Below are 25313 nucleotides of genomic sequence, written 5' to 3'. Positions count from 1 at the left end.
GGAGGGAGAGGAAGGGAGCCTGGCTGAATGAAGTTCGCGCCCTTCCTCTACCCCGTCGATCGGGGGAGAGGTGTCGAGCGAAGCTCGACGGAGTGGGGGTCGACTTATTCCCACACTAGTCATTTGCGCACCGCGCCGAAGGTGATGCCGCGCAGCAACTGCTTGCGCAGCAGGATGGTGAAGACGAGGATCGGTACCAGGAAGATGGTCGTGCCAGCCGCCACTGCCGGCCAGTCCTGGCCGCCCTCGCCGATGATGGTCGGGATGAAGGGCGGCGCGGTCTGCGCGGTGCCGGAAGTGAGCAGCGCTGCGAACGCGTATTCGTTCCAGGCAAAGATCAGGCAGAAGATCGCGGTCGCGGCGATGCCGGTGGTCGCCTGCGGCAGCACGGTGCGCCAGAAGGCCTGCAGCCTGGTATAGCCGTCGATCATCGCGGCCTCTTCATATTCGCGCGGGATCTCGTCGATGAAGCCCTTGAGCAGCCACACGGCCAAAGAGACGTTGACCGCGGTGTAGAGCAGGATCATGCCGAGCGCGGTGTCGGAGAGGCCGAGCTCGCGATACATAAGGTAGATCGGGATCGCCACCGCGATCGGCGGCATGAAACGCGTCGACAGGATGAAGAACAGAAGGTCGTCGGCCAGAGGCACCTTGAAGCGCGAGAAGCCATAGGCCGAGAGCGTGCCGAGGAACACCGCGCAGAAGGTCGAGCCGAAGGCGATGATCAGCGAATTGACGAAGCGCGGCAGGAAGTTCGACGGCCCGGCGATCACCATATTGCGCTTGCGCACGGTCTCGTCGCAGAAGCCGGTCGCCGGTCCGAGCGACTTGATGTAGTCCGGCGTCTGCCTTGTGCGGGTCGTGAAGAGGTTGCAATAGCCCTCGATGCTCGGCTGGAAGACGATCTTGGGCGGATAGGCGATCGAATCAGGCGGCGTCTTGAAGCTGGTGGCGAAGATCCACAGCAGCGGCACGATCGAGATCAGCGCATAGGCTATGATGATCGTGCCGGCGATCAGCTTCGCGTTGGACGAGGGCGCGACGACGGAATGGGCGGTGGTCAGGCTCATCTCTGCTTCACCTTGTTGAGCGCCTTGACGTAGATGTTGGCCAGCCCGAACACCGCAACGAACAGGATGATGGCGAAGGCCGAGGAATAGCCGGTACGCCAGCTTTCGAAAGCCTGCCGCTTCAGCGTGATCGAGGCGACTTCCGTGGTCGAGCCGGGTCCACCGCCGGTGAGCAGGTTGACCATGTCGAACATCTTGAAATTCTCGATGCCGCGAAACAGCACCGCCAGCATGATGAAGGGCAGCGCCATCGGCAGCGTGATCGACCAGAACTGCCGCCAGTTGGAGGCGCGGTCGACCTCGGCCGCCTCATAGATGTATTCGGGGATGGAGCGCAGGCCGGCGAGGCAGATCAGCATCACGTAAGGCGTCCACATCCATGTGTCGACGATGATGATCGCCCACGGCGCCAGCTCGACATTGGACAGCATCTGCACATTCGTCGGCGGAATGCCGGTGACGAATGAGACGACATAGGAAAACAGCCCGATCTGCGGCTCGTAGAGGAAGCGCCAGAAATTGCCGACCACCGCCGGCGACAACATCATCGGCACCAGGATGATGGTGGTCCAGAAGGCGTGGCCGCGAAACTTGCGGTCGATCAGCCAAGCCAGCGTGAAGCCGATGACGGTCTGCAAGAGGATCGTCCAGAACACGAAATGCGCCGTCGTCTGCATGGCGATCCAGATGTCCTGGTCGCCGAGGATGCGCCGGTAATTGGCGAGCCCAAGGTTCTTCACCGCCTCGTTCGGCCGGTTGGCGCGGAAATTGGTGAAGGAGAGATAGATCGCCCAGAACAGCGGGAAGATGTTGATGACCAACAGCAAAAGGATCGTCGGCGAGATGAACAGCCAGGCGAGGCCCTTGTCGCTGATGCCCCGGATCTTCTTGGCCAACGGTTCCGGTGTTGCCCGGGCAACGTTGTCCGCAGTCCGATCGAGCATGGTAAGTCCTGCTTCGGTCACGGGTAAGTCTCGACTGTGGAATTTATCTGAACTGCGTCCCGTGCCAAGGGCGGCACGGGACGCGTGGATCAAGCTCGGGAGGAGCTTACATCTTGCCGTCGTCCTGGAAGACCTGCGTCCAGTCCTTGACCAGCCCGTTGAGCGCGTCCTTGGGCGAGCCCTGGCCGGCCACGACATAGTCATGGAAGCGCTTCTGCGAGGCCTGCAGCAGCGGCGCGTAGCTGGGTTCCGCCCAGAAGTCCTTCACGATTGCCATCGAGTCGAGGAAGGCCTGCGCATAGGGCTGGCTGGACGGGAACTTCGGGTCCTTGACGACGGAGTTCAGGCAGGAATAGCCGCCGAGCGACCACCACTTGGCCTGCACATCCTTGTTGGCGAACCACTTGATGTATTTCAGCGCCGATTCCTGCTTGTCGGAATAGGAGACCACCGAAATGCCCTGGCCGCCGAGCTGCGCGAACTGGTCGCCGTCGGGACCCTTCGGGTTGACGAAGTAGCCGATCTTGTCGCCGCCGACATTCTCGTCCTTCTGCAGACCGGGCCAGGTGAAGGCGAAGTTCATGTGCATCGCCACCTGGCCGGATTTGAAGGCGTCGACACCTTCGCCCATGTAGCTGTTGGAAGCGCCGGGCGGCGTGCAGCAGTCGTAGAGCGCCTTGTAGAATTCCAGCCCCTTCACCGATTTCTCGGAGTTGACGAAGCCTTCCATCTCGTAGGGCTTCTTCGGGTTCTCATATTGGAAGCCGTAGCTGTAGAGCACGTCCATGGCGCCCATGGTGATGCCTTCCGAGCCACGCTCGGTGTAGATCGAGGCGCCGTAGACGGTCTTGCCGTCGATCTGCCGCTTCTGGAAGAATTCGGCGATCTGCTTCAGCTGGTCGAAGGTGGTCGGCGGGGCGAGGTCCCAGCCATACTTCTCCTTGAATTCCTTCTGCAATTCGGGCCGCGAGAACCAGTCCTTGCGATAGGTCCAGCCGACGACGTCGCCCATGGCCGGCAGCGCCCAGTAGTTCGGCGTGTTCTTCGGCCATTCCGAATAGCCGACCACGGTCGCCGGCACGAAGTCGTCCATGCTGATCTTCTCCTTGTCGAAGAAGTCATTCAGCTTGACGTAATGGCCGTTCTCGGCGGCGCCGCCGATCCACTGGCTGTCACCGATGATCAGGTCGCAGAGCTTGCCGTGCGAGTTGAGCTCGTTGAGGAAGCGGTCGGCGTAATTGGTCCATGGCACGAATTCGAATTTCATGCCGATGCCAGTTTCCTTGGTGAAGTCCTTGGACAGTTCCACGAGCGCGTTGGCCGGATCCCAGGCCGCCCAGCACAGCGTCAGGTCTTCCGCATGCGCGACGTTCGAGACGGCTGTCGACGCAAAGATCGCCGAGGCCAGTCCCAACGCCAGTTTCAAGGTCGATTTCATGCCTTACCTCCCATTTGCGAAACGCGTCCGGATGACGGTTTCAAGAGCCCTCAACCCTCGCTCCTCCGAGGGCCCAAACACGGCGGGCGAATGCGCCGCCCGATGTTTAGTAATTTGTTTAGTGATGCGCTTTTTACTAAACAACGCAAGCGAATTCGTTGCTGCGCCGCAGCATGGCGAAATGCGTCATTGAAATCATTGGGAAATGATCGCCGGACCTGGGTCCTGCTGACGTCAGCTGGCCGCGTTGGCGGGGCCCGGACCTGTCGTCACACCGGCCGGATCGGCGGCGCCGGCGGCAGGAGCGCGCGTATGTCGGCGAAGGGGAAGGTCGGCTCGAAGCGGAAAGCCTCGGCCAGCGCGCCGGAGGCGCCGTTGCACTGTCCGGCGCGAAACTCGTTCTGGAGGCGCGCCCTGTGCACATAGTGCTCCGGACCCTGCGACTGGTGCGCGAGGATCGCTTTCGCCTTGATGTCCCAATGATGCGAAATCTCGACATAATGCGTCGGCGAAAAGCCTGTGCCGCCGAGCGTATCGGCATGCAGCACCGGCACCGCGAAGGATGCGGCGAGCCGCACGCCGTCGGACAAGGCGCGGTGGTCGCCATGATAATCGGAGGGCGCATGGGTGATGGCGAGGTCGGGCTTCACCTCGCCGATCAGTGCCTTCAGCGCCGCAATGAACGCGGCATCGGCGACGAGCTGCCCATCGGGAAAGTCGAGGAAGCGCGGCTCGACGCCGAGGAGGCCTGCCGCCGTGGTCGCTTCCTTGCGCCGCAAGCGGGCAAGCGCTGCCGGATCGCCCGTGCCGCCTTTGGCGCCGTCCGTGGCTATGGCGAAAGTCAGTTCTGCGCCTTGCGCGGCATAGGCGGCCAGCGTACCGAACATGAATATCTCGATATCGTCGGGATGTGCCCCCAGCGCCAGTAGCTTCACGTCTCTCTCCCGGAAATGGAATCGTGCCGAACGGAATCCTGCTCGCTCTTCTCGCTTATGCAAACTATTCGTTCAGCGACGCCGTCATCAAGGGTCTGGGCGGGCAGTTCACCGTCTTCGAGATCGGCTTCTTCATGACCTTGTTTGCCGGCTGTTTCCTCTTCTTCACCCGGCCGAAGGAGGAGCGCTGGCGCGATTTCTGGCGCACCGGGCGGCCCTGGGCCGTGCAGGCACGCGCCTGGGCCGGCATCGCCTCGGGCGTGCTCAGCGTCTATGCCTTCACCACCATTCCGCTGGCGGAGGTTTACGCGCTGCTCTTCCTGGCCCCGTTGCTCGTCACCGTGCTGTCGACCGTCATCCTGAAGGAGGAGGTCGGTCCCTGGCGGTGGCTTGCCGTGATCGCCGGCTTCGCCGGTGTCATGCTGGTGGTGCGGCCGGGCTTCCGCGAATTGCATCTTGGCCATCTCGCCGCCTTCGCCAATGCCTTCGTCGCGGCAACCATCGTCATCCTGATGCGCTCGCTTGCCCAGCAGGAAAAGCGCACGACCATGTTGGGTTCGCTGATCGGCTACGGCCTGCTCTTCAACGGGGTCGGCGCGGTTGCGACGTCATTTACGCTTCCCAATCTGTGGCAACTGGGCTGGCTGGTCCTGGGCGGCCTGTTCACCGCCGGCGGCCAATTGCTGCATCTCCTGGCGGCCAAATATGCGCCCGCAAACCGCATCGCCCCGACGCATTATTCGCAGATCGTCTGGGCGGTCATCCTCGGGGCGATGTTCTTCAGGGAATATCCCGACACGATGACGCTGGTCGGCCTTGCAGTCGTCGGCGCCTCAGGCCTCCTCACCATGGTACGCGAGGAAGTGCGGCTTGGCACAGTGCGCTGGAACCCGTTTACGCGTGCCCGGCTTTGACCCGCATGGGCCCGACACGTTGCACGGCGACCGCGACCGCTGATATGCGGGCAAAATGACGACGAAACGCTTGCCGGAGCTTCCGGTCACAGCCGTGCTGCCGGCGCTCGGCGAAGCGCTCGCGCGGCGCAGCAGCGCCGTGCTGGTGGCGCCGCCCGGCGCCGGCAAGACGACGCTGGTGCCGCTGGCGCTGCTCGACGCGCCTTGGCTCGGTGAGGGCCGGATCGTGCTGCTCGAGCCGCGGCGGCTCGCCGCCCGCGCCGCGGCCCGCCGCATGGCCGAATTGCTGGGCGAGGAGCCCGGCGGCACGGTGGGCTACGCCATGCGCATGGAGAACCGCGCCTCGGCGCGGACAAGGATCCTGGTCGTCACCGAAGGCGTGCTCTCTCGCATGATTCTCGACGATCCGGAGCTGCCCGGCGTCTCGGCGGTGATCTTCGACGAATTCCACGAACGTTCGCTCGACGGCGATTTCGGCCTGGCGCTGGCGCTCGACGTGCAGGGCGCGCTGCGGCCGGACCTGCGTCTGCTGGTCATGTCGGCGACGCTCGACGGCGCGCGCGTGGCGAAGCTTTTGTCGGCAGCGCCGGTGATCGAAAGCGAGGGCCGCGCCTATCCGGTCGAGATCCGCTACGACGAGCGGCCGGCAGGCACGGCGATTGAGGACGCCATGGCCAAGGCCGTGCGCGCGGCTTTGGCCGGCGAGCCGGGCAGCGTGCTTGCCTTCCTGCCCGGACAGCGCGAGATCGAGCGCACCGCCGAGCGGCTCGCGGGCAATGTCGCTGCAGATACCGACATCGTTCCGCTCTATGGCCAGCTCGACAACCGGGCGCAGGATCAGGCGATCAGGCCGGCGCCGGCCGGCCGCCGCAAGGTGGTGCTGGCCACCTCGATCGCCGAGACCTCGATCACCATCGACGGCGTGCGCGTCGTCATCGATTCCGGCCTGTCGCGGCTGCCGCGCTATGAGCCGGCAAGCGGCCTGACCAGGCTTGAGACGGTGCGTGTCAGCAAGGCTTCGGCCGACCAGCGCGCCGGCCGCGCCGGCCGCACTCAAGCCGGCGTGGCGGTGCGCCTGTGGCGGGCCGAGCAGACCGCGTCGCTTCCCGCCTTCACGCCGCCCGAAATCCTCGAGGCCGACCTGTCTGGACTGCTGCTGGACTGCGCCGCCTTCGGTGTCGCCGATCCGTCGAGCCTTTCGTTCCTCGATCCGCCGCCGGCGCCCGCTCTCAACGAGGCGAGGGTGCTGCTCAAGGCGCTGCATGCCATCGACGATGCCGGCAGGTTGACCGAGGCGGGCGCCGCCATGCGCAAGCTGGCGCTGCCGGTGCGGTTGGTGCATATGGTGGCCGAAGCGGCGAAGAGCGGCCACGCGCTCGAAGCGGCGACGCTTGCCGTGCTCTTGACCGAGCGTGGGCTGGGCGGCGACAGCGCCGATCTGGAGCGGCGCCTGATCCGGCTTCGCAGCGAGAAATCTCTTCGCGCCAATGCCGCCAGGCAGCTCGCCGAGCGTTTGGCCAGGCAGGCCGGTGGCGAGCAGAGCGGCGAGGCGGCCTCTGGAGGCGCCCTTCTGATCCACGCGTGGCCGGATCGCGTGGCAAGGGCGCGCGGCGAGCGCGGCCGCTTCGTGCTGGCCAATGGCTCGGGCGCCATGGTCGATGCCGCCGATCCGCTCGCCAATGAAACCTGGCTGGTGGTCGCCGACCTGCAGGGCAAGGCGCAGAACGCCCGCATCACCGCCGCCGCGCCGGTCGGCGAATCCGATATCCGCGCCGCCCTGGCCGACCGCATCGAGACAAAGCGTGAGACGAGTTTCGACCGCGAGCGCCGCGCCGTGCGCATGCGCGAGACCGCGCGTCTCGGCGCCATCACGCTTTCCGAGCGCATGCTGCGCGCGCCGTCCGGGGCCGATGCGGACAGCGCCATTCTCGACGCCCTGAGAGAGCACGGCCTGTCGTTGCTCGACTGGGGCAAGGAAGCGGAGGTGCTACGCCAGCGGCTCGGCTGGCTGCATCGCGGCCTGGGGGCGCCTTGGCCCGACGTTTCCGATGAAGCGCTCATCGAGGGCCTCGACGATTGGCTCCTGCCGTTTCTGTCCGGCGATGCCTCTTTCGCAGCCATAAAGCCGGCGACCTTGTCGTCGGCGCTGATGGCGCTGGTCCCGCATGACCTGCAGCGCAAGGTCGACGCGCTGGCGCCGACCCATTTCGACGCGCCGTCCGGCAGCCACGTGCCGATCCGCTATGACGGCGAGTGGCCGGTGCTTTCGATCCGCGTGCAGGAACTGTTCGGCCTCGACCGTCATCCGGCGATCGCAAACGGAACCGTTCCGCTGACCCTCGAATTGCTGTCGCCGGCACACCGCCCGATCCAGACGACGCGCGATCTTCCCGGCTTCTGGCGCGGCTCCTGGGCGGATGTGCGCGCCGATATGCGCGGCCGCTATCCAAAGCATGTCTGGCCGGAAAACCCGCTGCTGGCCGCCGCCACCAGCCGCGCCAAACCGCGTGGGACGTAGTGGCAGGCTCACGGCAGTAAACCGCATACCTTCGCGATTGGCGCAAACGCTCATCACGTCGTCGTCCACGGGCGGAGCAAGGAGCGAAGCGACGCGCGCAGACCCGAGGATCCATTCCGTGCTTTCAAAGCGTTGCGACGGTTCAGAATTCTGCTCCGCCGCATTCCATGGTCAAGGTAACGGAACGGATCCTCGGGTCTTCGCTCCGCTTCGCGTCGCTCCGCCCGTGGATGACCAAGTCGGGAAGCCTCGGCCAATGGGCCGAGAAAACGATGAAATACCGGCTGCCAACCGGTCAGGTCGCTCTTATAGGGCTACTAGCGCTTACCCTCCCGCGGCTATAATCGTAAGTCGATGATCAACATCCTGCGCGCGCCCGATACCCAGCAAAGCCAGCGGTTGCGGCTCAACACGCTGATCCGTCTGCGCTGGCTGGCCATCGTCGGCCAGAGCCTGACGGTGCTTGTCGTCGCCTATGGCCTGAAATTCCCGCTGCCGGTGTCGATGTGCTTTGCGCTGATTGCCTGCTCGGCCTGGATGAACCTGTGGCTCACCTTCCGCTATCCGGCGGCGCATCGCCTGACCCCGCTTTCGGCCTTCGCGATCCTCACCTTCGATGGTGTCCAGCTCACCGGCCTGCTCTACATGACCGGCGGCCTCACCAATCCGTTTTGCGTGCTGCTTTCCGTGCCGGTCGTCATCTCGGCTGCTTCGCTGCCGCTGCGCATGACCGCGGTGCTGGGCGCGCTGATCATGATTGCCGCCACGCTGCTGGTGTTCTTCCACCTGCCGCTGCCCTGGTACGAGCACGCGCCTCTGCCGATGCCGTTCATCTATGTCGCCGGCATGTGGATGGCCGTCTTCGCCTCGATCGCGTTCACCGCCATCTATGCCTTCCGCGTGGCGGCGGAAGCGCGCCTGCTCGCCAACGCGCTGGCCGCCACCGAGCTCGTGCTGCAGCGCGAGCAGCATCTGTCGGCGCTGGACGGGCTGGCGGCTGCGGCCGCGCACGAGCTCGGCACGCCCTTGGCCACCATCACCGTCGTCGCCAAGGAGATGGAAAAGGCGCTCGGCAAGGACCCGAAATACGGCGAGGACGTGAAGCTCCTGCGCTCGCAGAGCGAGCGCTGCCGCGAGATCCTGAAGCGGCTGACCAGCCTTTCCTCGGAAGGCGAAGCGCACCTGTCGCGCATGCCGCTCACCTCGCTGGTCGAGGAGGTGACGGCGCCGCATCGCGACTTCGGCATCTCGATCCGGCTGCGGCCCGGCGAGCGCATCGGCCCCGAGCCGGTCGGCCAGCGCAGCCCCGGCGTCATCTACGGGCTCGGCAACCTGGTCGAGAATGCCGTCGATTTCGCCCGCAAGTCGGTCACGGTCAGCTGGAGCTGGGACAATGAGAAGGTCATCTTCTCGATCACCGATGACGGGCCGGGCTTTCCGGCCGAGATCATCGACCGCATCGGCGAGCCCTATGTGTCGACGCGCCAGGGCACCGAGGCCGGCGGTGGCTTGGGGCTGGGGCTGTTCATCGCCAAGACCTTGCTGGAGCGTTCCGGCGCCACCATCGATTTCCGCAATTCGAGCGGGCTGGGCGAGGGCGCGGTGGTGCAGATCGCCTGGCCGCGCGGCGTCTTCCTCAACCAGGACCAGGCGTCGGCCACAATGTTCGACAATGCCTGAACCTTGGTTGGATAGCGTAAACCTTGCATTTACCGCATGGCAGCTCTGTTGCCGGCTCTAAAAATTGGACATTGCTCTTGCAGGACTGTATCTGCGTAAAAGTGAGGCATGTCGCCCAAAACTGTGCAGCGATTTCAGGAAGTCGACATGCCCGGAAACAAGGATTTGAAGGGCCTTCGCCAGAATGGGTCTCGGCGCGGCGCGCTTTGGATCGGTAGGATGCCGATAAGATGAGCGGAGACGAAACGACTGGCGCTATGGTCGAGAGCGAGGACACCTCGCTGCTCATCGTCGAGGACGACAAGCCGTTCCTCACCCGGCTTGCCCGCGCCATGGAGACACGGGGGTTCGTGGTCGAGACGGCGGAGAGCGTGGAAGAGGCGGTCGCCAAGGCGCGCGCCCATCCGCCGGCCTATGCGGTTGTCGACATGCGGCTCGGCGACGGCAACGGCCTCGATGTCGTCGCTGCCATCCGCGAGAAGCGCGACGACGCCCGCGCCATCATCCTGACCGGCTACGGCAACATCGCCACCGCGGTGACCGCCGTGAAGCTCGGCGCCGTCGACTATCTTTCCAAGCCCGCAGATGCCGACGACGTCTTCGCCGCGCTCACCCGCACCTCCGGCGAACGTGCGGCGCCCCCGGAAAACCCGATGTCGGCCGACCGCGTGCGCTGGGAGCACATCCAGCGCGTCTACGAAATGTGCGACCGCAACGTCTCCGAGACGGCGCGCCGCCTCAACATGCACCGCCGGACCTTGCAGCGGATACTGGCAAAGCGGGCGCCGCGTTAAACGAGTGTCGTCATCCTAGGGCGAAGCAGGAGCGAAGCTCCGTCGCGAAGACCCTGGGATCCATTCCGTGATCCCGGCCGCAGAACGCAGCGGAGCGGAATTCTGCACCGTTGGCACCGCTCCGATGTAACGGAATGGATCCTCGGGTCTGCGCCGCGTCGCTTCGCTCCTTGCTTCGCCCGTGGATGACGAAGAGACGGGCGTTTCGGCCAACTTCCGAAGCAGGCGATCTGTCAATGTGAACTCGAACGCTTGCTTCGCCAGCCGGGCTGCGCATCATACGTTATAGGTTCCGGCCGTCAGGTCGGGGTGACGGACGGAGGGACCATGCAAGATAAGCGGCCGAAATCGATCCTGCGTGAATTCCTCGACGGCGAGGCCGCCGGCGGCATCATCCTGATGGTGGCCGCAGCCCTTGCGCTGATCGTCGCCAACTCGCCTTTGGCCGAAACTTATTTCGCCGTCCTGCACGCCTATCTCGGGCCGCTCAGCGTATCGCATTGGATCAATGACGGGCTGATGGCGGTGTTCTTTGTGCTGGTTGGGCTCGAGATCAAGCGCGAGATGCTGGACGGACAGCTCTCGACCTGGCCGCGCCGCGTGCTGCCGGGCATCGCCGCCGCCGGCGGCATGGCGGTGCCGGCGCTGGTCTATGTCTTGATCAACCGCGACAATGCGGCAGCGCTCTCCGGCTGGGCGATCCCTACCGCCACCGACATCGCCTTCGCGCTCGGCGTGCTCTCGCTGCTCGGCAGCCGCGTGCCCGCGTCGCTGAAGGTCTTCCTCACCGCTTTGGCCATCATCGACGATCTCGGCGCCGTCATCATCATCGCGCTGTTCTACACCAGCGGCCTGTCGCTCGCTTATCTGGCCGCCGCCTTCGTCGTCATCGCACTGCTCGTCGTGCTCAACCGCGTGCGGGCCATGAAGCTCTGGCCGTATCTCTTGCTTGGCGTCGTCTTGTGGGTGCTGGTGCTCAAGTCGGGCGTGCATGCGACGCTCGCTGGCGTGGCGCTGGCGCTCACCATCCCGTTGGAGCGGTCTCCCGGCATCAGCCGCGATCTCGGGCATTCGCCGCTGCACCGGCTGGAACACGGCTTGCATAGGCTGGTGCCCTTCCTCGTCATCCCGATCTTCGGCTTCGCCAATGCCGGCGTCTCGCTCGGCGGCCTGAGCCTTGCAGCCCTTGTCGAGCCGCTGACGCTGGGCGTCGCCGCCGGCCTTGTGCTCGGCAAGCTGGTCGGCGTCTTCGGCTCGTCGGCGCTCGCGATCCGGTTTGGCCTCGCCGACCTGCCGGCCAATGCCGGCTGGCTGCACATGCTGGGCATTTCGCTGCTTTGCGGCATCGGCTTCACCATGAGCCTGTTTATCGGCCTGCTTGCCTTCGCCGGCGACCCGGCGCTGCAGGACGCGGTGAAGGTCGGCATCCTTGCGGGTTCGCTGGTTGCCGCGCTCCTAGGCGCCGCCATCCTGCTCATGGCGCCGGCGGGCGGCGGAGTGGAAGAAGATCTGAACTAGCCCCGAGGTTCCGGCGGCAGGCCGAAGGCTGAAAACAAAGCGGGGCCGAGCGGCGGGACATAGATCGTCAGCGAGGCGATCTTGTCGCCGGCGGCTTCGAGGACATGCAGCGAATGCGGGCGCCACATGGAATCCTGGCGGCCGAGCGCGTAGACGCCCACGGCCGGCTGGGTGTTAGCGCCGATAGCCACCGCGCGATAGCCGGCAAAATTGCCCCAGACGCTGCCCAGGAAAGCGCCGATCGCCTGATGTCCATGGTACCATTCCCGCCAGGGAGGCATGTGGTAGATGGCGTCCTCGCGCAGCAGCTCGACGAGTCCGTCGAGATTGTCGGCCTGCCAGGCCTGCATGTAGCGTTCGAGCAGCACGCCTTCGTCCGCATTGGGCCGCGACCGCTGCGGCGGGCGCCCCTGTGGGTAGCGTTCGCCCAGCGTCGCGCGGGCCCGCTGCAGGGCGCTGTTGATCGAGGCGGTCGACCCACCCAGCAATTGCGCAGTCTCGATGGCGGACCATCCGAGCACATCGCAAAGCAGCAAGGTCGCGCGCTGCCTCGGCGGCAACAGCTGGATTGCCGCCACGAAAGCGAGCCGCACCGCCTCGCGGGCTTCGTAGCGCGCTTCCGGACCAGGCCTGTCGTCGGCGATGTCGGGCAGTTCCGCGTCCGGATACGGCTCCAGCCAGGCGAGTTCGGCGGTCGGGCCGCCGGTCGCACCTCCTTCGGCGGGCGGCCGCCCGGGTAGCTCGAGAATACGCCGCGCCGACGAGCGTGCCTTGATGGCGTTGAGGCAGCTGTTCGTGGCGATCGCGTAGAGCCAGCCGCGCGCCGAGCCGCGTCCGTCGAATTGCGCCCGCGCGCGCCACGCCTTTAGGAACGTCTCCTGGACGAGATCGTCCGCCTCGTTGAGCGAGCCCATCATCCGATAGCAATGGAGCTTCAGCGCGCGGCGATGGGCGACGGTCAGGCGCTCGAAGGCCAGCCGGTCGAGGGCCGGCTGGCCTGGCCGCTCGATAGGGCCGGAAGCGTCAGTCATGGGAAGCCCGGGGAGCTGAATTCGGCCGCCATCCTGCGCGCCTCATGCCGCTGCCGCAAGGCCGCTGCCGCTTACGGTGAAGGAGCTGCCCTGCGGCTTGCCCGTCGCGAGTTGGATCACAGCCTGTCCGACATCGGCCGGCGTCTGCATGTCGCTCATGCTGGCCAGGAAGTCGGCCGGGCGGATGCCCATATAGGCCGCGATGCCTTCAATGCCGCGATCGCCGACCCCGGTGCCCGGCATGATGCGGGCCGGCGAAAGCGCCATGAAGCGCAGGCCGAGGCCGAGGCGGTCCGATTCCTTCTGGCAATGGCCGGCCAGAAATATCTGCATGCGCTTGGCGCCGGCATAGCCGCCGGAATTCGGCGGACCGCCGCTGAAGGCGGCGCCGCTGGCGATCAGCAGCACACGGGTTCCAGGCTTGAGCCGGCCCTTGAGGGCTTCCCGACAGAACAGGAACGATGCCTTGACGTCCATCTCCCAGTTCGCCGAGAAGGCCTCCCAGCTTTGCTCCTGGATCGGCGCCGAAGGGGCGAGCGCGCCCGCGCAGACCACCAGCACGTCGGGTGCCAGCGCATCGAAAACCGCTTGCGGTGCGCCTTCCGCCGTTGCGTCCGTGCTAAGCGTCCTCAAGCCCGGGCGTTCCCAGGCAAGCTGCTTCAGGTCGGCGGCGCCACGGGCGACCGCGAGCACGGTCGCTCCCGCGCCAAGCGCTGCTTCCACGATCGAGCGGCCGACACCCCGGCTGCCTCCGACGACGACGACATTCTGATTTTGCAACGGTTTCATTTGATCACCTTTTTCCAGGCCGCCGGCCATCCGGACGCGCCTATAGGTGAAGACAATCGGGTTCAGCGGAAATCATCGGTGCGGGAAGAAAATTCTCGCTGGCCTGGCGCAGGGCTGGCCTGAGCCAGGCCTGCGGTCGGACGCCAGCGGTTACGCACCAGCATCCACACACCGCGACGACTACTCGCTCTCGCCATCCAGCGCCGGCACGGCGACGCCGGCAAGCTCGGCCGCCAAGAGCCGCGCGGCGCCCGCGCGGGCAATCCGCAGCATCAGCGCCTTGCGTGTCGCTGCCGCCATGCGGTGCTCGGGCGCATCGCGCAGGATCTCCGCGCCATAGCCGTCGGAGAGGATGAAGCCGCATTCGTCGGGAAAGATGTCAGCCGGAACGCCGGGATGGGTGGCGAAGAAGAAGCGGTCGGAATGCAGCCGGTAGTCCGGCCATTTGCGGTCGACCCTGAAATCCTCGATCGAGGATTTGATCTCGATGATCCAGATGTCGCCCTGCCTGGTCAGCGCGACGAGATCGGCGCGGCGCCCTGTGGCCAAAGACAGCTCCGGCAGCACATGCGCGCCCATTTCGGTGAGCAGCCGCTGCACGCCGCGCCGCACCAGCATGGCGCGCTCCGACTGGCGGCCGTCGATCAACGGGTTAAGGGGAATCGGGGAAACGAGTGGCATGGGAGGCACCATGCCAGATTTTGTTCACGGTTTGAACCCCTGTCAGGCCGGCGATTATGTACTTTACAAACACGAGAACCGCTGATACCTTGAATCCACAGTAGGAATCCGGGTTATGAACGTCCTTTCCGAGCCACATTTTCACAACGAAGAAGCTGCTTTTGAGCGGCTGGAAGCGATTGTGTGGCCCGAAGGTCCGGTTTGCCCGAAGTGTGGCAACTGCGAACAGACGCGCATTACCCGCGTGACTGGCGCAACCGCTCGCACAGGCCTTCGCCGCTGTTTGGAATGCAAGAAGCAGTTCACCGTGAAGGTCGGAACGGTGTTCGAAAGCAGCCATGTGCCGCTTCATAAATGGTGGCAGGCTGCACACCTACTCGCGTCCAGCAAGAAGGGCATCAGCGCTCACCAACTGCACCGTACTTTGCAGGTCCAGTACAAGACCGCTTGGTTTATGTTCCATCGCTTGCGCGAGGCTATGCGCTCCGGCGATCTCTCTCCGATGGGCGGTGAGGGCAAGCACGTCGAAGTCGATGAGACTTACATTGGTCGCCTGAAAGGCGCGCCGAAGAAGCGTGGTGGCGGCGCTCACAAGAACACGGTCGTTACGTTGGTGGAACGCGGCGGCATCGCCCGTTCCTTCCATGTCGATACAGCCCGTATGGGCAATGTCATGCCTATCGTTCGCGCCAACATCGCCAAGGAAAGCGCGTTGATGACCGACGAGAGCGGTATCTATCGCCGCGCCGGCCAGGATTTTGCTTCTCATGAGTTCGTGACGCACTCCAAGGACGAGTACGTGCGCGGCGACGTTCATACGAACACCGTCGAAGGCTACTACAGCATCTTCAAGCGTGGCATGAAGGGCGTTTACCAACATTGCGGCGAACAGCATCTTCACCGCTATCTTGCTGAGTTCGATTTCCGCTATAGTAATCGCATCGCGCTTGGCGTTGATGACAACAACAGGACGGTAAGGGCAATGGCTGGTATCGTTGGAAAACGCCTGAAGTATCGGGACTCATCGGGCGTCGGAGCGGCATAGGCGAGAAAATGGATCGTATCGTCATAACGGTGCGTCCCACCGTCTCCGACGATAAGTTGCTGAGCGTCACCGACGCCATGCAACAGGTTCTCGACCATATGAAACTATTTGAGGTCGCTCAGCAGTCGTTGGGCGACCCGCACTCGCGTTTTGAGTGGCGGCTGGAGAAAGCCAGCACGAATAGTCCTTTTACCGTCGTCGCCGTGGCGCAAGCGTCGAATCCATCGGTCAACGTCTCGGCTATGGCCAAACGCGTCAAGGCCGAAGTCTCTGGCGGGCTGCGGAGCCTCATGACGCGCGGTGCTCCACCGCAATGGATGACGCAAGAGACCTTTGCCATTGCCAAAGGAATCTTCGCCAGAAATCTGAACGGCATCGGTGAGACGGACATTGATTTTGAAGATGGCGACCTGATCTCGATCACGCCTGAATTGGCGAAGGCTGGGATCAATACCCTCGAAGCCTTCAACGTCATGGACTTCGAGCAAAGTATAGCGGCGCGACAGTCGTTCGGTGAGATTGAGGGCGTTATGCTTGCCGCTGGTCGCTACCGCAACAGAGCGGCTATCCAGATCCGAAATGAGCTATATGGATTTATCTGGTGCAATCTTTCCGAAGACCTAGTTTTGCGGTTCGGCGATGAACACTCGATGAGTGACATTTGGAAGGGAAAAACCGTCGGAGTGTATGGACGACTGAACTACGCCGCAGGGGGGAAATTGCAGTCGATAGAAGCTTTAGACGTTCGGGAAATTGAGTTCGCCCCCCTTGTCAAACTGGAAGCGATACTTGACCCTGATTTTACTGCGGGGATGGACCCCTATGAATATTTAGAGCGATTGCACGAAGGGCGGCTTGGCTAAGAGGGTGTATTGGGACTCGTGCGCATTTCTCGGCCTCATTAACCAGGAGCCGGGCAAGCTGAACGATTGTGCCGCAGTCTGGAAAGAAGCTGAGGCCGGTGACGTGCTGATCTACACGTCCTTTTTCACCTTCGCAGAAGTCTTCAAGGCCAAGTGCGAGGATGGGAAGAAGCCCCTATCAGAAGAAGGGGACAGACAAATTGAGCAATTGCTCCGCCAAAGGTGGATTCGCGCCATCGTTGTCGATGAAAGGATCGGCGTAGCTTCGCGCAGGCTAATGAGACATCACCCAGAATGCAAAAAGCCATCGGATGCCATTCATTTGGCGACAGCTTTGGCTCTGAGCGTTGATGAAATGCACACATATGACGGTGCGGACTTGCTCAAGCTCGACGGCAAGGTGAACCGAGCGGATGGAAAGCCTTTGAAAATATGCGTCCCAAAGCCCACTCCCAAGCCATCAGACCCGCAGCACGACATATTTTCTGAGAACCACTCATGACGGCAAATCGAAAACCTAAACAGGACGATCCAGCACAGTCGCGCGCCTTTATTGAGAAGGCTCGCGAGATTGAGGCTGATGACAACAACAAATCCGGAGCTGACGCCCTAATGGGCAAGTTGGCTCATACGCCGCCAGACCATAAGCAAAAGCCGAAAGGCAACGTCAAAAAGAAGCTGACCAAGTGACAGGCTACGGCAAATCCGTCTCGCTGTGGCCTTATGGCTGGATACGGACCGGGATGACAGCGGGTCTGATGATCGTCATGGCGGTTCCCGTCTTCGCAAAGGACGCTTTGTACCCACAAGGACTTTCCGACGCGGACCGCGCCGGCAATCATCCGACAGACGCTGAACTGGCAAAGTGCCCGGGCATCGTCGAACTATATCAGGACGTTCGTACGAATAGGGCTCCTCTTCCTCACAGGGTGTCAATTAAGCAGCTGCAGATGGACGCTTCTGAATGCGTCTACATCCTCAACGAGAACTACGGGACTGACTGGACAGTTGACGAAACTGGCGTCCAAAAAGACGACTGACTTCTTCGTATCCCAATCGGTTCGCCATCCCCACGTTCTAAGGCGTGTTCGTAAAGTGCATAATCGCCGTCAGGCCGGCGATCATCTGGTTGACAAACCCGCGCTCTGCGGTTGGTGGCTACCTGTCCGCAACGGGGCCGTTTGAGCCAGTTGCATTATTGGCGTTGCCAATTCTTCCCTCGTCTCTCTTGGCGTGGAAGAACTTCGTCTGCGCGCGTGACATTCTCTCATTGAAACTTCCTAAAAGATAGCCGCCGGGCAATACGCATATTATCCCAGTGAATACGTTATTTGGAAGGAATAGGAAAAGCATCGCCAAGCCTATACAAGTAATAGCAGTAATACCAATTACGGTGGCGACCGCATCTTGCCACATACGATCTATCGGAAGGTATTTCTCCATCCATGGCATCACCAGCGGGTTCTTATCCCAAAACTGGTCAATTCGGATGGGGTCTTGTGGCATGGCTCTAGACGATCCGCAGGCCACGACTGACCCGAGGCCACCATGGGCCCAGATGATAAGATAAGACCAATCACAAGCGCGGCACTATCGTGGCCCAGCCCCAAACCAGCGGTTGGCCCGCCGTTTGCTGCGGCCCGCTCGCGTTTTGGTCTGTGAAAAGCGGGTATGGCAGCGCCCACTGCATCAGGAATCGCTTAGGTTATGTTACCTTATTTCTCGCTAGCTCGGCCCCTGCCTTTTTTCGGCGGGCCGTGTCAAGCAGAACGCTTGCGTATCAGGGTTCTGATAGCGGGATAGACAACACTCATAACTATGGTGAGCGCTACGACGATTGCGATCTGCCAATGCCAGACATAATGGACGCGGACCGCCGCAAAGACAGCAGATGTCTACGGCGAGGCCCGCTACTGCTAGTCCCCCGCTCGAAATTCATCCGCCAGAAGCCTGGCCAAGTGGTCGCGGCTCAGGCTCAATGTCTCTTTCAGGAACCACAGGAAATTGCTCGGACCGTCGGTCGGCAGGCCGTTTTCTTCGGCCTGGGTGATGACCGCGCGCTGGCGCTCGATCCGCTGTTCGATCTCGCGGATATGCTGCTCGACCCGTTCGATGTCCTCGTGGATGGCCATCCCGGCAATCTCATTGTAGGTGATCGTCAAAATAGCATCAAACCAGGAACGGGTGGAGCGCAAAGCCAAGTAGATGCTTGAGCCGTGGTTCAGAGAAGATTAGCCTTGCTGGTCATGCCTCATGGCAGCAATCTCGCCATGAAAGGAATTTTCCCATGACCCGCGACCTGATGCTCGCCCACCTCCGGTCCGCCGATGCCGTCGCGCGCGAGGCGGCGGCGCATGGGCATCATCCGTTCGGCTGCGTGCTGGTCGGGCCGGACGATCGCATTTTGATGCGGCAGGGCAATCTCGATACGGTGCGCCATGCCGAGACCGAGCTCGCCCGCCGCGCCGCGGCGGCCTATGAGCCGGAGTTCCTCTGGCAATGCACGCTGGTCTCGACCTTCGAACCATGCGCGATGTGCGCCGGTACGATGTATTGGGCGAATATCGGGCGCCTGGTCTACGGGGTCGAGGAAACCAGCCTCCTGGCGCTCACCGGCGATCACGCGGAGAACCCGACCATGAACCTCGCCTCGCGCGCCGTGTTCGCCTCCGGCCAGAAAAAGATCGAGGTGTTCGGCCCCTTTCCCGAAATCGCGGACGAGATGCTCGCCCCGCACCGCGATTTCTGGAAGCGCTGACCGAGCTCCGCCCTTAGGCCGCGCCCGCCATGTCGTCCAGGATCGGACAGTCCGGCCGGTCGTCGCCGTGGCAGGCGTGGATCAGTGTCTGCAGCGTCGAGCGCATCGACTGCAATTCGCGTACCTTCTCCTCGATCGCCCTGACATGGGCGGCGGCGATCTCGCGCACGTCATGGCTGGCGCGGCCGCGGTCCTGATAGAGCGCCATCAGCTGCCTGCAATCGTCGATTGAGAAGCCGAGATTGCGCGCACGGCGCAGGAAGGCGAGCCGGTGGATATCGTCGCCGGAGTAATCGCGATAGCCGTTCTCGGCCCGCGCCGGGCGGATCAGTCCGATCTCCTCATAGTAGCGGATGGTCTTGGCCGGCAGGCCGGAACGCTCCGCGGCATCACCGACATTCATGGCGCTCTCCTCGCATCGCAGGCGGCTTCCCAAGTCGCCCCATTGATTTTGCTTCATAATCCTGTAAGGCCTGTTGCGAAAATGCCGCAGTCGGGCACTTACCGGCGCGTAAGGCCTTGCATATAGGCAGTGCGCGCTTGGCAAGCAAAAGAAATGCCAGCATGAATGGTGGCAACAAAGCGGCCGACTCGTGCCGCTGGTATCGAGGCGGGGCGTCGGACCTTTTCATGCGCTTGAAGTCATTTGCAATCCTCGCCGCTCTTGCGCTGTCGACCGCGATCAGCGGGTGCAGCACCATCGGTGGGCAAATGTTCACCAACAACTATGGCGCGATGACCGATGCCGGCTATCAGCTGCCGCGCATCCCGATCGAGAAGGTCCCCGCCAGGTACCACCGCCAGGAAGTGCGGTACGACTCGTCGGAGAAGCCGGGCACCATCATCGTCGATACGCAGAACAAGTTCCTCTATTTCATCGAGGGCGACGGCATGGCGATGCGCTACGGCATCGGCGTCGGCCGCGAGGGTTTTGAATGGCACGGCACAGCCCATATCGCGCTGAAGCGCGAATGGCCGACCTGGACACCGCCCTCGCAGATGATCAAGCGCCAGCCCGAGCTCGCCAAGTTCGCCGGCGGCATGGAGCCGGGCCTAAAGAACCCGCTCGGCGCGCGCGCCATGTATCTCTTCAACAAGGGCGGCGACATGGGCTACCGCCTGCATGGCAGCCCGGAATGGTTCTCGATCGGCAAGGCGATGTCGTCGGGCTGCATCCGGCTGATGAACCAGGACATTATCGATCTTTACGACCGCACGTCGGTCGGCGCCAAGGTCATCGTGATGTGATCACGAAGGCCGAGGCCAAAAGCTTTCGCAAGCGGACCGTCTAGGCAACAACAAGACGTCCAAAAACAGAAAACCGGGCTGTTGGGGCCCGGTTTTTTGTTTTTGCGATCTTGGATCGGAATTCGCTTCGCCGCACGATGCGGCCGGCCAGTGGGTTCTCAGGCGACCTGCTCGACCTGCTGCACTTCCGGAACAAAGTGGCGAAGCAGGTTCTGGATGCCGTGCTTCAGCGTTGCCGTCGATGACGGGCAGCCGGCGCAGGCGCCCTTCATGTGCAGGAACACGGTGCCGTTCTCGAAGCCGCGGAAGGTGATGTCGCCGCCGTCCTGGGCGACGGCCGGGCGCACGCGCGTGTCGAGCAGTTCCTTGATGGTCAGCACCAGCTCTTCGTCAGCCTTGTCGTAGAACTCGCCGGTCTCGCCGGCTTCGCTCGCCGGAGCGGTCGCGGCCATGACCGGCGCACCGGACATGAAATGCTCCATGATGGCACCGAGGATCGCCGGCTTCAGGTGCTGCCAGTCCGGACCATCCTTGGTCACGGTGATGAAATCATAGCCAAAGAAGACGCCGGTGACGCCCGGGATCTCAAACAGGCGGCGGGCCAGCGGCGAGGCCTCCGCCGCGGCTTCGGCGTTGCGGAAATCGGCTGTGCCTTCGCGCAGCACTTCCTTGCCCGGCAGGAATTTCAGCGTCGCCGGGTTCGGCGTCGATTCGGTCTGGATGAACATGGGTATCTCCAGGCCCTTCCCGGGCCGATAGTTTGGAATAATTCTAAATAGGCTCTATCGGCTGGACATTCAAGCGAAACGCGTCGCTGGAACGGCTGGCTGGCGGAATGTTTTTCGGCTTCTATCACGAATATCGAGGTGGATCGAGATTCAGGTCAGGCGGCCATTTGCAGGCCGGCCTCACCTGAATATCGAAGCACCTCAAGCTAGGCTGTCGATCTCTTCGTCGGACAGGTTCTGCGGCACCACCGTGACCGGAATGGGAAAAGCCGCGCCGCGCCCGGCGACCGCGCTGACCAGCGGCCCTGGGCCTTCCTTGCCGGCGCCGGCGGCCAGCACAAGGATGGCGATGTCCTGGTCTTCCTCGATCAGTTTGTGGATTTCTTCCGTCGGCTTGCCTTCGCGCACCACCAGCTCCGGCTCGATCCCCGCATGCTGGCGCACCTTGTTGGCGTAGCCGTCGAGCGCCGCGCGGGCTGTCGCCGTGGCTTCCTCGCGCATGATCTTTTCCACACCCAGCCAGTGCTGGAAGTCGTCCGGCTCGATGACGTAGAGCAGCACCAGCACGCCGCTGGTGCTTTGCGCCCGCTTCGAGGCATAGGCGACGGCGCGCTCGCATTCGGGCGTGTCGTCGATGATCGCCAGGAACTTGCGGCGATGGCCGGCTTCGCGGCTGAGGCGCTTGGAGACCATGTCTATCTGCTCGGTATGGTTCGGTCGCAATCTGCCACTGCCGCGAACCGGCGGCAAGCCGCCGGTCGGCGCGGCAATGGTCCGAGGAGGTCGCTGGATCAGTCCTGCAGAAGGCCGATAATGTCGCGCACCGTCTTCATCGTGCCCTCGGCGATCGCGCGGGCCCGGTCGCCGCCATCCTTGAGCACGGCGTCGACATAGGCGCGGTCGCCCTCGATGCGGCGCATCTCGGAAGCGATCGGCGCCAGCTTCTCCACGGCAAGATCGGCAAGCGCCGGCTTGAACACTGAAAACTGTTGCCCGCCATACTCCTTCAGCACCTCTTCCTTCGAGATTTCCGCGAGGCCGGCATAGATGCCGACGAGATTCTCCGCTTCGGGCCGGCTTTCCAGCCCGTCGACCTCGCTCGGCAAGGCCTCCGGATCGGTCTTGGCCTTGCGGATCTTCTTCGAGATCGTGTCGGCATCGTCGGTCAGGTTGATGCGCGAGAGATCCGACGGATCCGACTTCGACATCTTCTTTGAGCCGTCGCGCAGGCTCATGATGCGCGCCGCCGGGCCGCCGATGACCGGTTCGGTGATCGGGAAATAGCCGTTCACCGTCTCTTCGCCGACCTGCATTTCGACGCCGACGCCAAGTGTGGCGATCTTCTCGGAGAAGTCGTTGTTGAATTTCTGGGCGATGTCGCGGGTCAGCTCCAGATGCTGCTTTTGGTCCTCGCCCACCGGCACATGGGTTGCGCGGTAGAGCAGGATGTCGGCGGCCATCAGGCTCGGATAGGCGAGCAGGCCGAGCGAGGCGTTCTCGCGGTCCTTGCCGGCCTTGTCCTTGAACTGCGTCATCCGGTACATCCACCCGATGCGTGCCACACAGTTGAGGATCCAGGCGAGCTCGGCGTGCTGCATGACCCGCGACTGGTTGAAGACGATGTGCTTCTTGGGGTCGATGCCGGAGGCCAGGAACGCTGCGGTGATCGAGCGCGTCTGGTCGCCCAGGTCCTGATACACGAGCTGCGCCGTCAGCGAATGCAGGTCGACGACGCAATAGATGCAGTCGGACTGTTCCTGGAGGGCGACGAATTTCTTGATGGCGCCGAGATAGTTGCCGAGATGCAGGTTGCCGGTCGGCTGGACGCCCGAAAAGACGAGTGGCTTGAAGGCGGACATGAATTCCTCATGGCTTGTGGAGGGCCGTCTAAGCATGATTCCAAAAAATTGCAGACTTTTTGGAGCCAATCATGCGGCTGGAAACCGCGCGCGGCGAAAGTCTTGCGACGGCGCGCTTATGGACGAAGCCCGTTGCGGGATCAAGAGGCCCGGACGAGCTGGCATGGGGCATCGGTACGTTGACATTTGCCGTGCATAGGCTACATATTTCTAACTACATAAAGGAATGTAGCCATGACCATCAACATCAACAATAAGGAAGCCGACAGGTTGACGCGCGCTTTCGCCAAAGCTGAAGGAGTCGGCATCACCGAGGCAATCGTGATCGCCATGCGCGAAGCCTTGGAGCGGCGCCGCAATCGCGAGACGCCGCTGGAAACGGCGGCACGACTGCGAGCCGAGTTTGGAATCAAGCTTAGCGAACAAGCGCGCAAACCGCTGCCGCAGTCCGTTTATGATGAACTTTCCGGCGACGACTGATGTTTGTCGACGCCGCAGCCATCGTCGCAATCCTAAGCAACGAGACGGAAGCCGAGCGATGCGCGCAGGCCGTCATGAAGGCATCGGCACCGTTCACGTCGGCGATAGCCGTTTGGGAGGCAGCGATGGCGCTCGCGCGACCAGAAAAGCTGGCGATTCCGGTCGCCAGAAGCGCGGAGATTGTAGACCGCTTTCTGGAAGAGCGGGCGATTGCCTTGCACGAGCTTCCGCCTGCATCCGAGGCAACATCCCTATCCGTCGAGGCCGCTGCGCGGTTTCGCAACAATGCTATCCGCCTAAATATGGCGGACTGCTTCCACTACGCTTGCGCCCGATACTACGCCGTTCCGATACTTTCTACGGCCAACGAATTCCGACTCACGGATCTGGAGACTGTTCCCTGACGGGCGGTAGCGCCTTGGGTGAACGACGCTTGACGTTCCGCCGGAGCATCCCGAAATCGGCGCCGCCGGTGCCGAAGGCGGCGATGAAGTAGAGCGCGGCGCCTCCGGCGACCAGCCCAAGCACCGTCGTCGCCTTCACCACGAGCGGCGAGCCAGGCCCAATCTGCGCGGCAAAGTGGCGCTCCGCGAAGTAAAGCGCCACAGCCATGACCACGGCGCAGAGCACCAGCCGGGGAATGCGTCGCAAGAGCGGCACGTCGCGGCCCCAATGCCCGCGCCTGATCAGCATGGCGAGCAGCATCAGCGCGTTGACCCAGCCGGCGACTGCCGAGGCGACCGCGATGCCCGGCGCGCCCATCGACGGGAACAGGCTCAGCGCCGTCGCGACATTCACGCCGACCGAGATGGCGGCAAAAATCATCGGCGTGCGCGTGTCCTCGCGGGCGAAATAGCCGGGCGTGAACGCCTTGATCAAAACGAAGGCGGGCAGGCCGAGGCCGAAGATCGCCAGAATCGAGGCGACGATCGGCGTCGAGTGGTTGGCGGCGAAGGCGCCGCGCTCATAGACCAGCCGCACGATCGGCTCAGACATCACCCAGAGCGCCGCGGCGGCGGGCAGCGTCATGAACAAGGTGAACTCGACCGAGCGGTTCTGCAAATTGGCTGCCTCGACCAAATTGCCCGATTTCAGCGCCCGCGACAGTTCCGGCAACAGCACGATGGCGACGGCCACACCGACGACGCCGAGCGGCAGCTGGTAGATGCGGTCGGCATAGGCGAGCGACGACACGGCGCTGTTCTGCGCCGAGGCGATCGCCGTGCCGATCAGCTGGTTGATCTGCGTGATGCCGCCGGTGATCGCCGCCGGCAGCGCCAGGATCAGCAGCCGCTTGACGTTGGGCGTCATCTTCGGCCGGCGGAAGCCGATCGAGATGCCGGCATTACGCACCGCGATCCAGACGATGGCGAGTTGCACGATGCCTGCAGCCAGCACGCCCCAGGACAGGCCGAAACCGACATCATGCGCGTCCAGCCCGTGATACCAGGCATAGGCGAGCACGCCGATCAGGATAATGTTGAGGAAGGCCGGCGCGATCGCCGCCGCGAAATAGCGGCGCAGCGAGTTCAGCATCCCGGCCATCATGGCGCCGAGCGACATGCATATGAGATACGGGAACATGATTGTCGCAAGCCGGACAGTCGTCTCGAACTTGCCTGGAATGTCGGCAAAGCCCGGCGCCACCAGGTAACGCACGATCAGCGGCATCGCCAGTTCCATCGCGATGGTCAGCGCCAGAAGCGCGGAGAACAGGACGCCGAACACTTCCTCCGAGAAGCGCTTGGCGCCGTCGGTGCCATGCTGCTCGATCTCCTTGGCGAACAGCGGCACGAAAGCGGCGTTGAAGGCGCCCTCGGCGAACAGCCGGCGGAAGGTGTTGGGAAACTGGAAGGCGGCGTTGAAGGCGTCGGCGACCGGTCCGGTGCCGAGCGCCGCCGCCATCAGCATCTCGCGGCCGAAGCCCAGCGCACGGCTCATCAGCGTGCCGGAGGCGACGGTGGCGAATTTCTTGACTAGACTCATGCTGGGAACGACTGCCAGAAAAATTGCGTCAAAT

General features: G+C 63.2%; 28 protein-coding genes. 14 read left to right on the top strand and 14 right to left on the bottom strand.

Going from position 1 to position 25313, the window contains the following annotated elements; genetic code table 11:
- Positions 1 to 119: 119 nt before the first annotated feature.
- From LB529_RS16135 to LB529_RS16120, 4 genes are all read right to left on the bottom strand, one after another.
- Positions 120 to 1070 carry a carbohydrate ABC transporter permease gene (locus tag LB529_RS16135; RefSeq protein ID WP_140544069.1) on the bottom strand — a complete coding sequence of 317 codons (951 nt, stop codon included), beginning with the start codon at positions 1068 to 1070 and terminating at the stop codon, positions 120 to 122.
- On the bottom strand, positions 1067 to 2014 hold the full coding sequence (locus LB529_RS16130; protein ID WP_224711707.1) for a carbohydrate ABC transporter permease: 948 nt from the start codon (positions 2012 to 2014) through the stop codon (positions 1067 to 1069). Before LB529_RS16130 ends, LB529_RS16135 begins: the two co-directional genes overlap by 4 nt.
- A gap of 106 nt (positions 2015 to 2120) precedes the next feature.
- The gene (locus LB529_RS16125) at positions 2121 to 3452 is read right to left on the bottom strand and encodes an ABC transporter substrate-binding protein (protein ID WP_095766128.1); all 1332 of its coding nucleotides are present in this window, start codon (positions 3450 to 3452) and stop codon (positions 2121 to 2123) included.
- Positions 3453 to 3721: 269 nt separating this feature from the next.
- Entirely contained in the window at positions 3722 to 4387 is a 666-nt protein-coding gene (locus tag LB529_RS16120; RefSeq protein WP_224711623.1) for a PIG-L deacetylase family protein, read from the bottom strand.
- 23 nt (positions 4388 to 4410) lie between these two features.
- On the opposite strand from LB529_RS16120, the gene LB529_RS16115 reads away from it, so the two are divergent.
- The 5 genes from LB529_RS16115 to nhaA all read left to right on the top strand — a co-directional run bounded on the left by LB529_RS16115 (position 4411) and on the right by nhaA (position 11811).
- Entirely contained in the window at positions 4411 to 5301 is an 891-nt protein-coding gene (locus LB529_RS16115) for a DMT family transporter (RefSeq protein WP_224711622.1), read from the top strand.
- 55 nt (positions 5302 to 5356) lie between these two features.
- Complete coding sequence (gene hrpB, locus LB529_RS16110) at positions 5357 to 7819, top strand: ATP-dependent helicase HrpB (protein ID WP_224711621.1); 2463 nt, start codon at positions 5357 to 5359, stop codon at positions 7817 to 7819.
- Between the two features lie 354 nt (positions 7820 to 8173).
- Positions 8174 to 9499 (top strand): ActS/PrrB/RegB family redox-sensitive histidine kinase, encoded by a 1326-nt coding sequence (locus LB529_RS16105; RefSeq protein WP_140546717.1) that lies wholly within the window; start codon positions 8174 to 8176, stop codon positions 9497 to 9499.
- 230 nt (positions 9500 to 9729) lie between these two features.
- Positions 9730 to 10293 (top strand): ActR/PrrA/RegA family redox response regulator transcription factor, encoded by a 564-nt coding sequence (locus LB529_RS16100; RefSeq protein ID WP_224711620.1) that lies wholly within the window; start codon positions 9730 to 9732, stop codon positions 10291 to 10293.
- Positions 10294 to 10620: 327 nt separating this feature from the next.
- Positions 10621 to 11811 carry a Na+/H+ antiporter NhaA gene (nhaA, locus tag LB529_RS16095; RefSeq protein WP_224711619.1) on the top strand — a complete coding sequence of 397 codons (1191 nt, stop codon included), beginning with the start codon at positions 10621 to 10623 and terminating at the stop codon, positions 11809 to 11811.
- Here the strand turns inward: nhaA and LB529_RS16090 are convergent.
- The 3 genes from LB529_RS16090 to LB529_RS16080 all read right to left on the bottom strand — a co-directional run bounded on the left by LB529_RS16090 (position 11808) and on the right by LB529_RS16080 (position 14312).
- Positions 11808 to 12842, bottom strand: coding sequence for an RNA polymerase subunit sigma-70 (locus tag LB529_RS16090; RefSeq protein ID WP_224711618.1), 1035 nt, complete (start codon positions 12840 to 12842; stop codon positions 11808 to 11810). The genes nhaA and LB529_RS16090 overlap by 4 nt on opposite strands.
- A gap of 42 nt (positions 12843 to 12884) precedes the next feature.
- Complete coding sequence (locus LB529_RS16085; RefSeq protein ID WP_224711617.1) at positions 12885 to 13631, bottom strand: SDR family NAD(P)-dependent oxidoreductase; 747 nt, start codon at positions 13629 to 13631, stop codon at positions 12885 to 12887.
- 180 nt (positions 13632 to 13811) lie between these two features.
- Positions 13812 to 14312 (bottom strand): MmcB family DNA repair protein, encoded by a 501-nt coding sequence (locus LB529_RS16080; protein WP_224711616.1) that lies wholly within the window; start codon positions 14310 to 14312, stop codon positions 13812 to 13814.
- A gap of 115 nt (positions 14313 to 14427) precedes the next feature.
- On the opposite strand from LB529_RS16080, the gene LB529_RS16075 reads away from it, so the two are divergent.
- The 5 genes from LB529_RS16075 to LB529_RS16055 are packed head-to-tail and all read left to right on the top strand — an operon-like array spanning position 14428 to position 17260.
- The gene (locus LB529_RS16075) at positions 14428 to 15357 is read left to right on the top strand and encodes an IS1595 family transposase (protein WP_224711615.1); all 930 of its coding nucleotides are present in this window, start codon (positions 14428 to 14430) and stop codon (positions 15355 to 15357) included.
- Positions 15358 to 15365: 8 nt separating this feature from the next.
- Positions 15366 to 16220 (top strand): hypothetical protein, encoded by an 855-nt coding sequence (locus LB529_RS16070; RefSeq protein WP_224711614.1) that lies wholly within the window; start codon positions 15366 to 15368, stop codon positions 16218 to 16220.
- On the top strand, positions 16213 to 16722 hold the full coding sequence (locus LB529_RS16065; protein ID WP_224711613.1) for a type II toxin-antitoxin system VapC family toxin: 510 nt from the start codon (positions 16213 to 16215) through the stop codon (positions 16720 to 16722). The genes LB529_RS16070 and LB529_RS16065 overlap by 8 nt, the downstream gene beginning before the upstream one ends.
- Positions 16719 to 16910: a hypothetical protein gene (locus tag LB529_RS16060; protein ID WP_224711612.1), complete on the top strand. Its 192-nt coding sequence runs from the start codon at positions 16719 to 16721 to the stop codon at positions 16908 to 16910. Before LB529_RS16065 ends, LB529_RS16060 begins: the two co-directional genes overlap by 4 nt.
- Entirely contained in the window at positions 16907 to 17260 is a 354-nt protein-coding gene (locus LB529_RS16055; RefSeq protein ID WP_224711611.1) for a hypothetical protein, read from the top strand. The genes LB529_RS16060 and LB529_RS16055 overlap by 4 nt, the downstream gene beginning before the upstream one ends.
- Before the next feature lie 118 nt (positions 17261 to 17378).
- Here LB529_RS16055 and LB529_RS16050 read toward each other — a convergent pair whose 3' ends face one another.
- On the bottom strand, positions 17379 to 17726 hold the full coding sequence (locus tag LB529_RS16050) for a hypothetical protein (RefSeq protein WP_224711610.1): 348 nt from the start codon (positions 17724 to 17726) through the stop codon (positions 17379 to 17381).
- A 410-nt stretch (positions 17727 to 18136) separates the two neighbouring features.
- Complete coding sequence (locus LB529_RS16045) at positions 18137 to 18382, bottom strand: hypothetical protein (protein ID WP_224527017.1); 246 nt, start codon at positions 18380 to 18382, stop codon at positions 18137 to 18139.
- Between the two features lie 125 nt (positions 18383 to 18507).
- Here LB529_RS16045 and LB529_RS16040 point away from each other — a divergent pair, with 125 nt between their 5' ends.
- Positions 18508 to 18978 (top strand): nucleoside deaminase, encoded by a 471-nt coding sequence (locus LB529_RS16040; protein ID WP_224711609.1) that lies wholly within the window; start codon positions 18508 to 18510, stop codon positions 18976 to 18978.
- Positions 18979 to 18991: 13 nt separating this feature from the next.
- Here the strand turns inward: LB529_RS16040 and cueR are convergent, their stop codons facing one another.
- Complete coding sequence (cueR, locus tag LB529_RS16035) at positions 18992 to 19381, bottom strand: Cu(I)-responsive transcriptional regulator (RefSeq protein ID WP_224711608.1); 390 nt, start codon at positions 19379 to 19381, stop codon at positions 18992 to 18994.
- Between the two features lie 227 nt (positions 19382 to 19608).
- Here cueR and LB529_RS16030 point away from each other — a divergent pair, with 227 nt between their 5' ends.
- On the top strand, positions 19609 to 20226 hold the full coding sequence (locus LB529_RS16030; RefSeq protein ID WP_140802045.1) for a L,D-transpeptidase: 618 nt from the start codon (positions 19609 to 19611) through the stop codon (positions 20224 to 20226).
- Between the two features lie 158 nt (positions 20227 to 20384).
- Here the strand turns inward: LB529_RS16030 and LB529_RS16025 are convergent, their stop codons facing one another.
- The 3 genes from LB529_RS16025 to trpS form a co-directional block, all read right to left on the bottom strand.
- A complete protein-coding gene (locus LB529_RS16025; protein ID WP_224711607.1) occupies positions 20385 to 20954 on the bottom strand; it encodes a NifU family protein in 570 nt (189 codons plus the stop codon).
- Positions 20955 to 21155: 201 nt separating this feature from the next.
- Positions 21156 to 21647 (bottom strand): universal stress protein, encoded by a 492-nt coding sequence (locus LB529_RS16020; RefSeq protein ID WP_095766113.1) that lies wholly within the window; start codon positions 21645 to 21647, stop codon positions 21156 to 21158.
- A gap of 98 nt (positions 21648 to 21745) precedes the next feature.
- Positions 21746 to 22813: a tryptophan--tRNA ligase gene (gene trpS, locus LB529_RS16015; protein ID WP_224711606.1), complete on the bottom strand. Its 1068-nt coding sequence runs from the start codon at positions 22811 to 22813 to the stop codon at positions 21746 to 21748.
- Positions 22814 to 23047: 234 nt separating this feature from the next.
- On the opposite strand from trpS, the gene LB529_RS16010 reads away from it, so the two are divergent.
- Entirely contained in the window at positions 23048 to 23293 is a 246-nt protein-coding gene (locus LB529_RS16010) for a type II toxin-antitoxin system VapB family antitoxin (RefSeq protein WP_095766111.1), read from the top strand.
- Complete coding sequence (locus LB529_RS16005; RefSeq protein WP_095766110.1) at positions 23293 to 23697, top strand: type II toxin-antitoxin system VapC family toxin; 405 nt, start codon at positions 23293 to 23295, stop codon at positions 23695 to 23697. The genes LB529_RS16010 and LB529_RS16005 overlap by 1 nt, the downstream gene beginning before the upstream one ends.
- Here the strand turns inward: LB529_RS16005 and murJ are convergent.
- Entirely contained in the window at positions 23672 to 25279 is a 1608-nt protein-coding gene (murJ, locus tag LB529_RS16000) for a murein biosynthesis integral membrane protein MurJ (protein ID WP_224711605.1), read from the bottom strand. The genes LB529_RS16005 and murJ overlap by 26 nt on opposite strands.
- Positions 25280 to 25313 lie beyond the last annotated feature (34 nt).

Source organism: Mesorhizobium sp. CA5 (genome assembly GCF_020165105.1).
In the GTDB taxonomy this organism is placed as follows: Bacteria; Pseudomonadota; Alphaproteobacteria; order Rhizobiales; family Rhizobiaceae; genus Mesorhizobium.
Note: the sequence above shows the minus strand (reverse complement) of the source record. Positions and strands in the feature narration are given on the sequence as shown.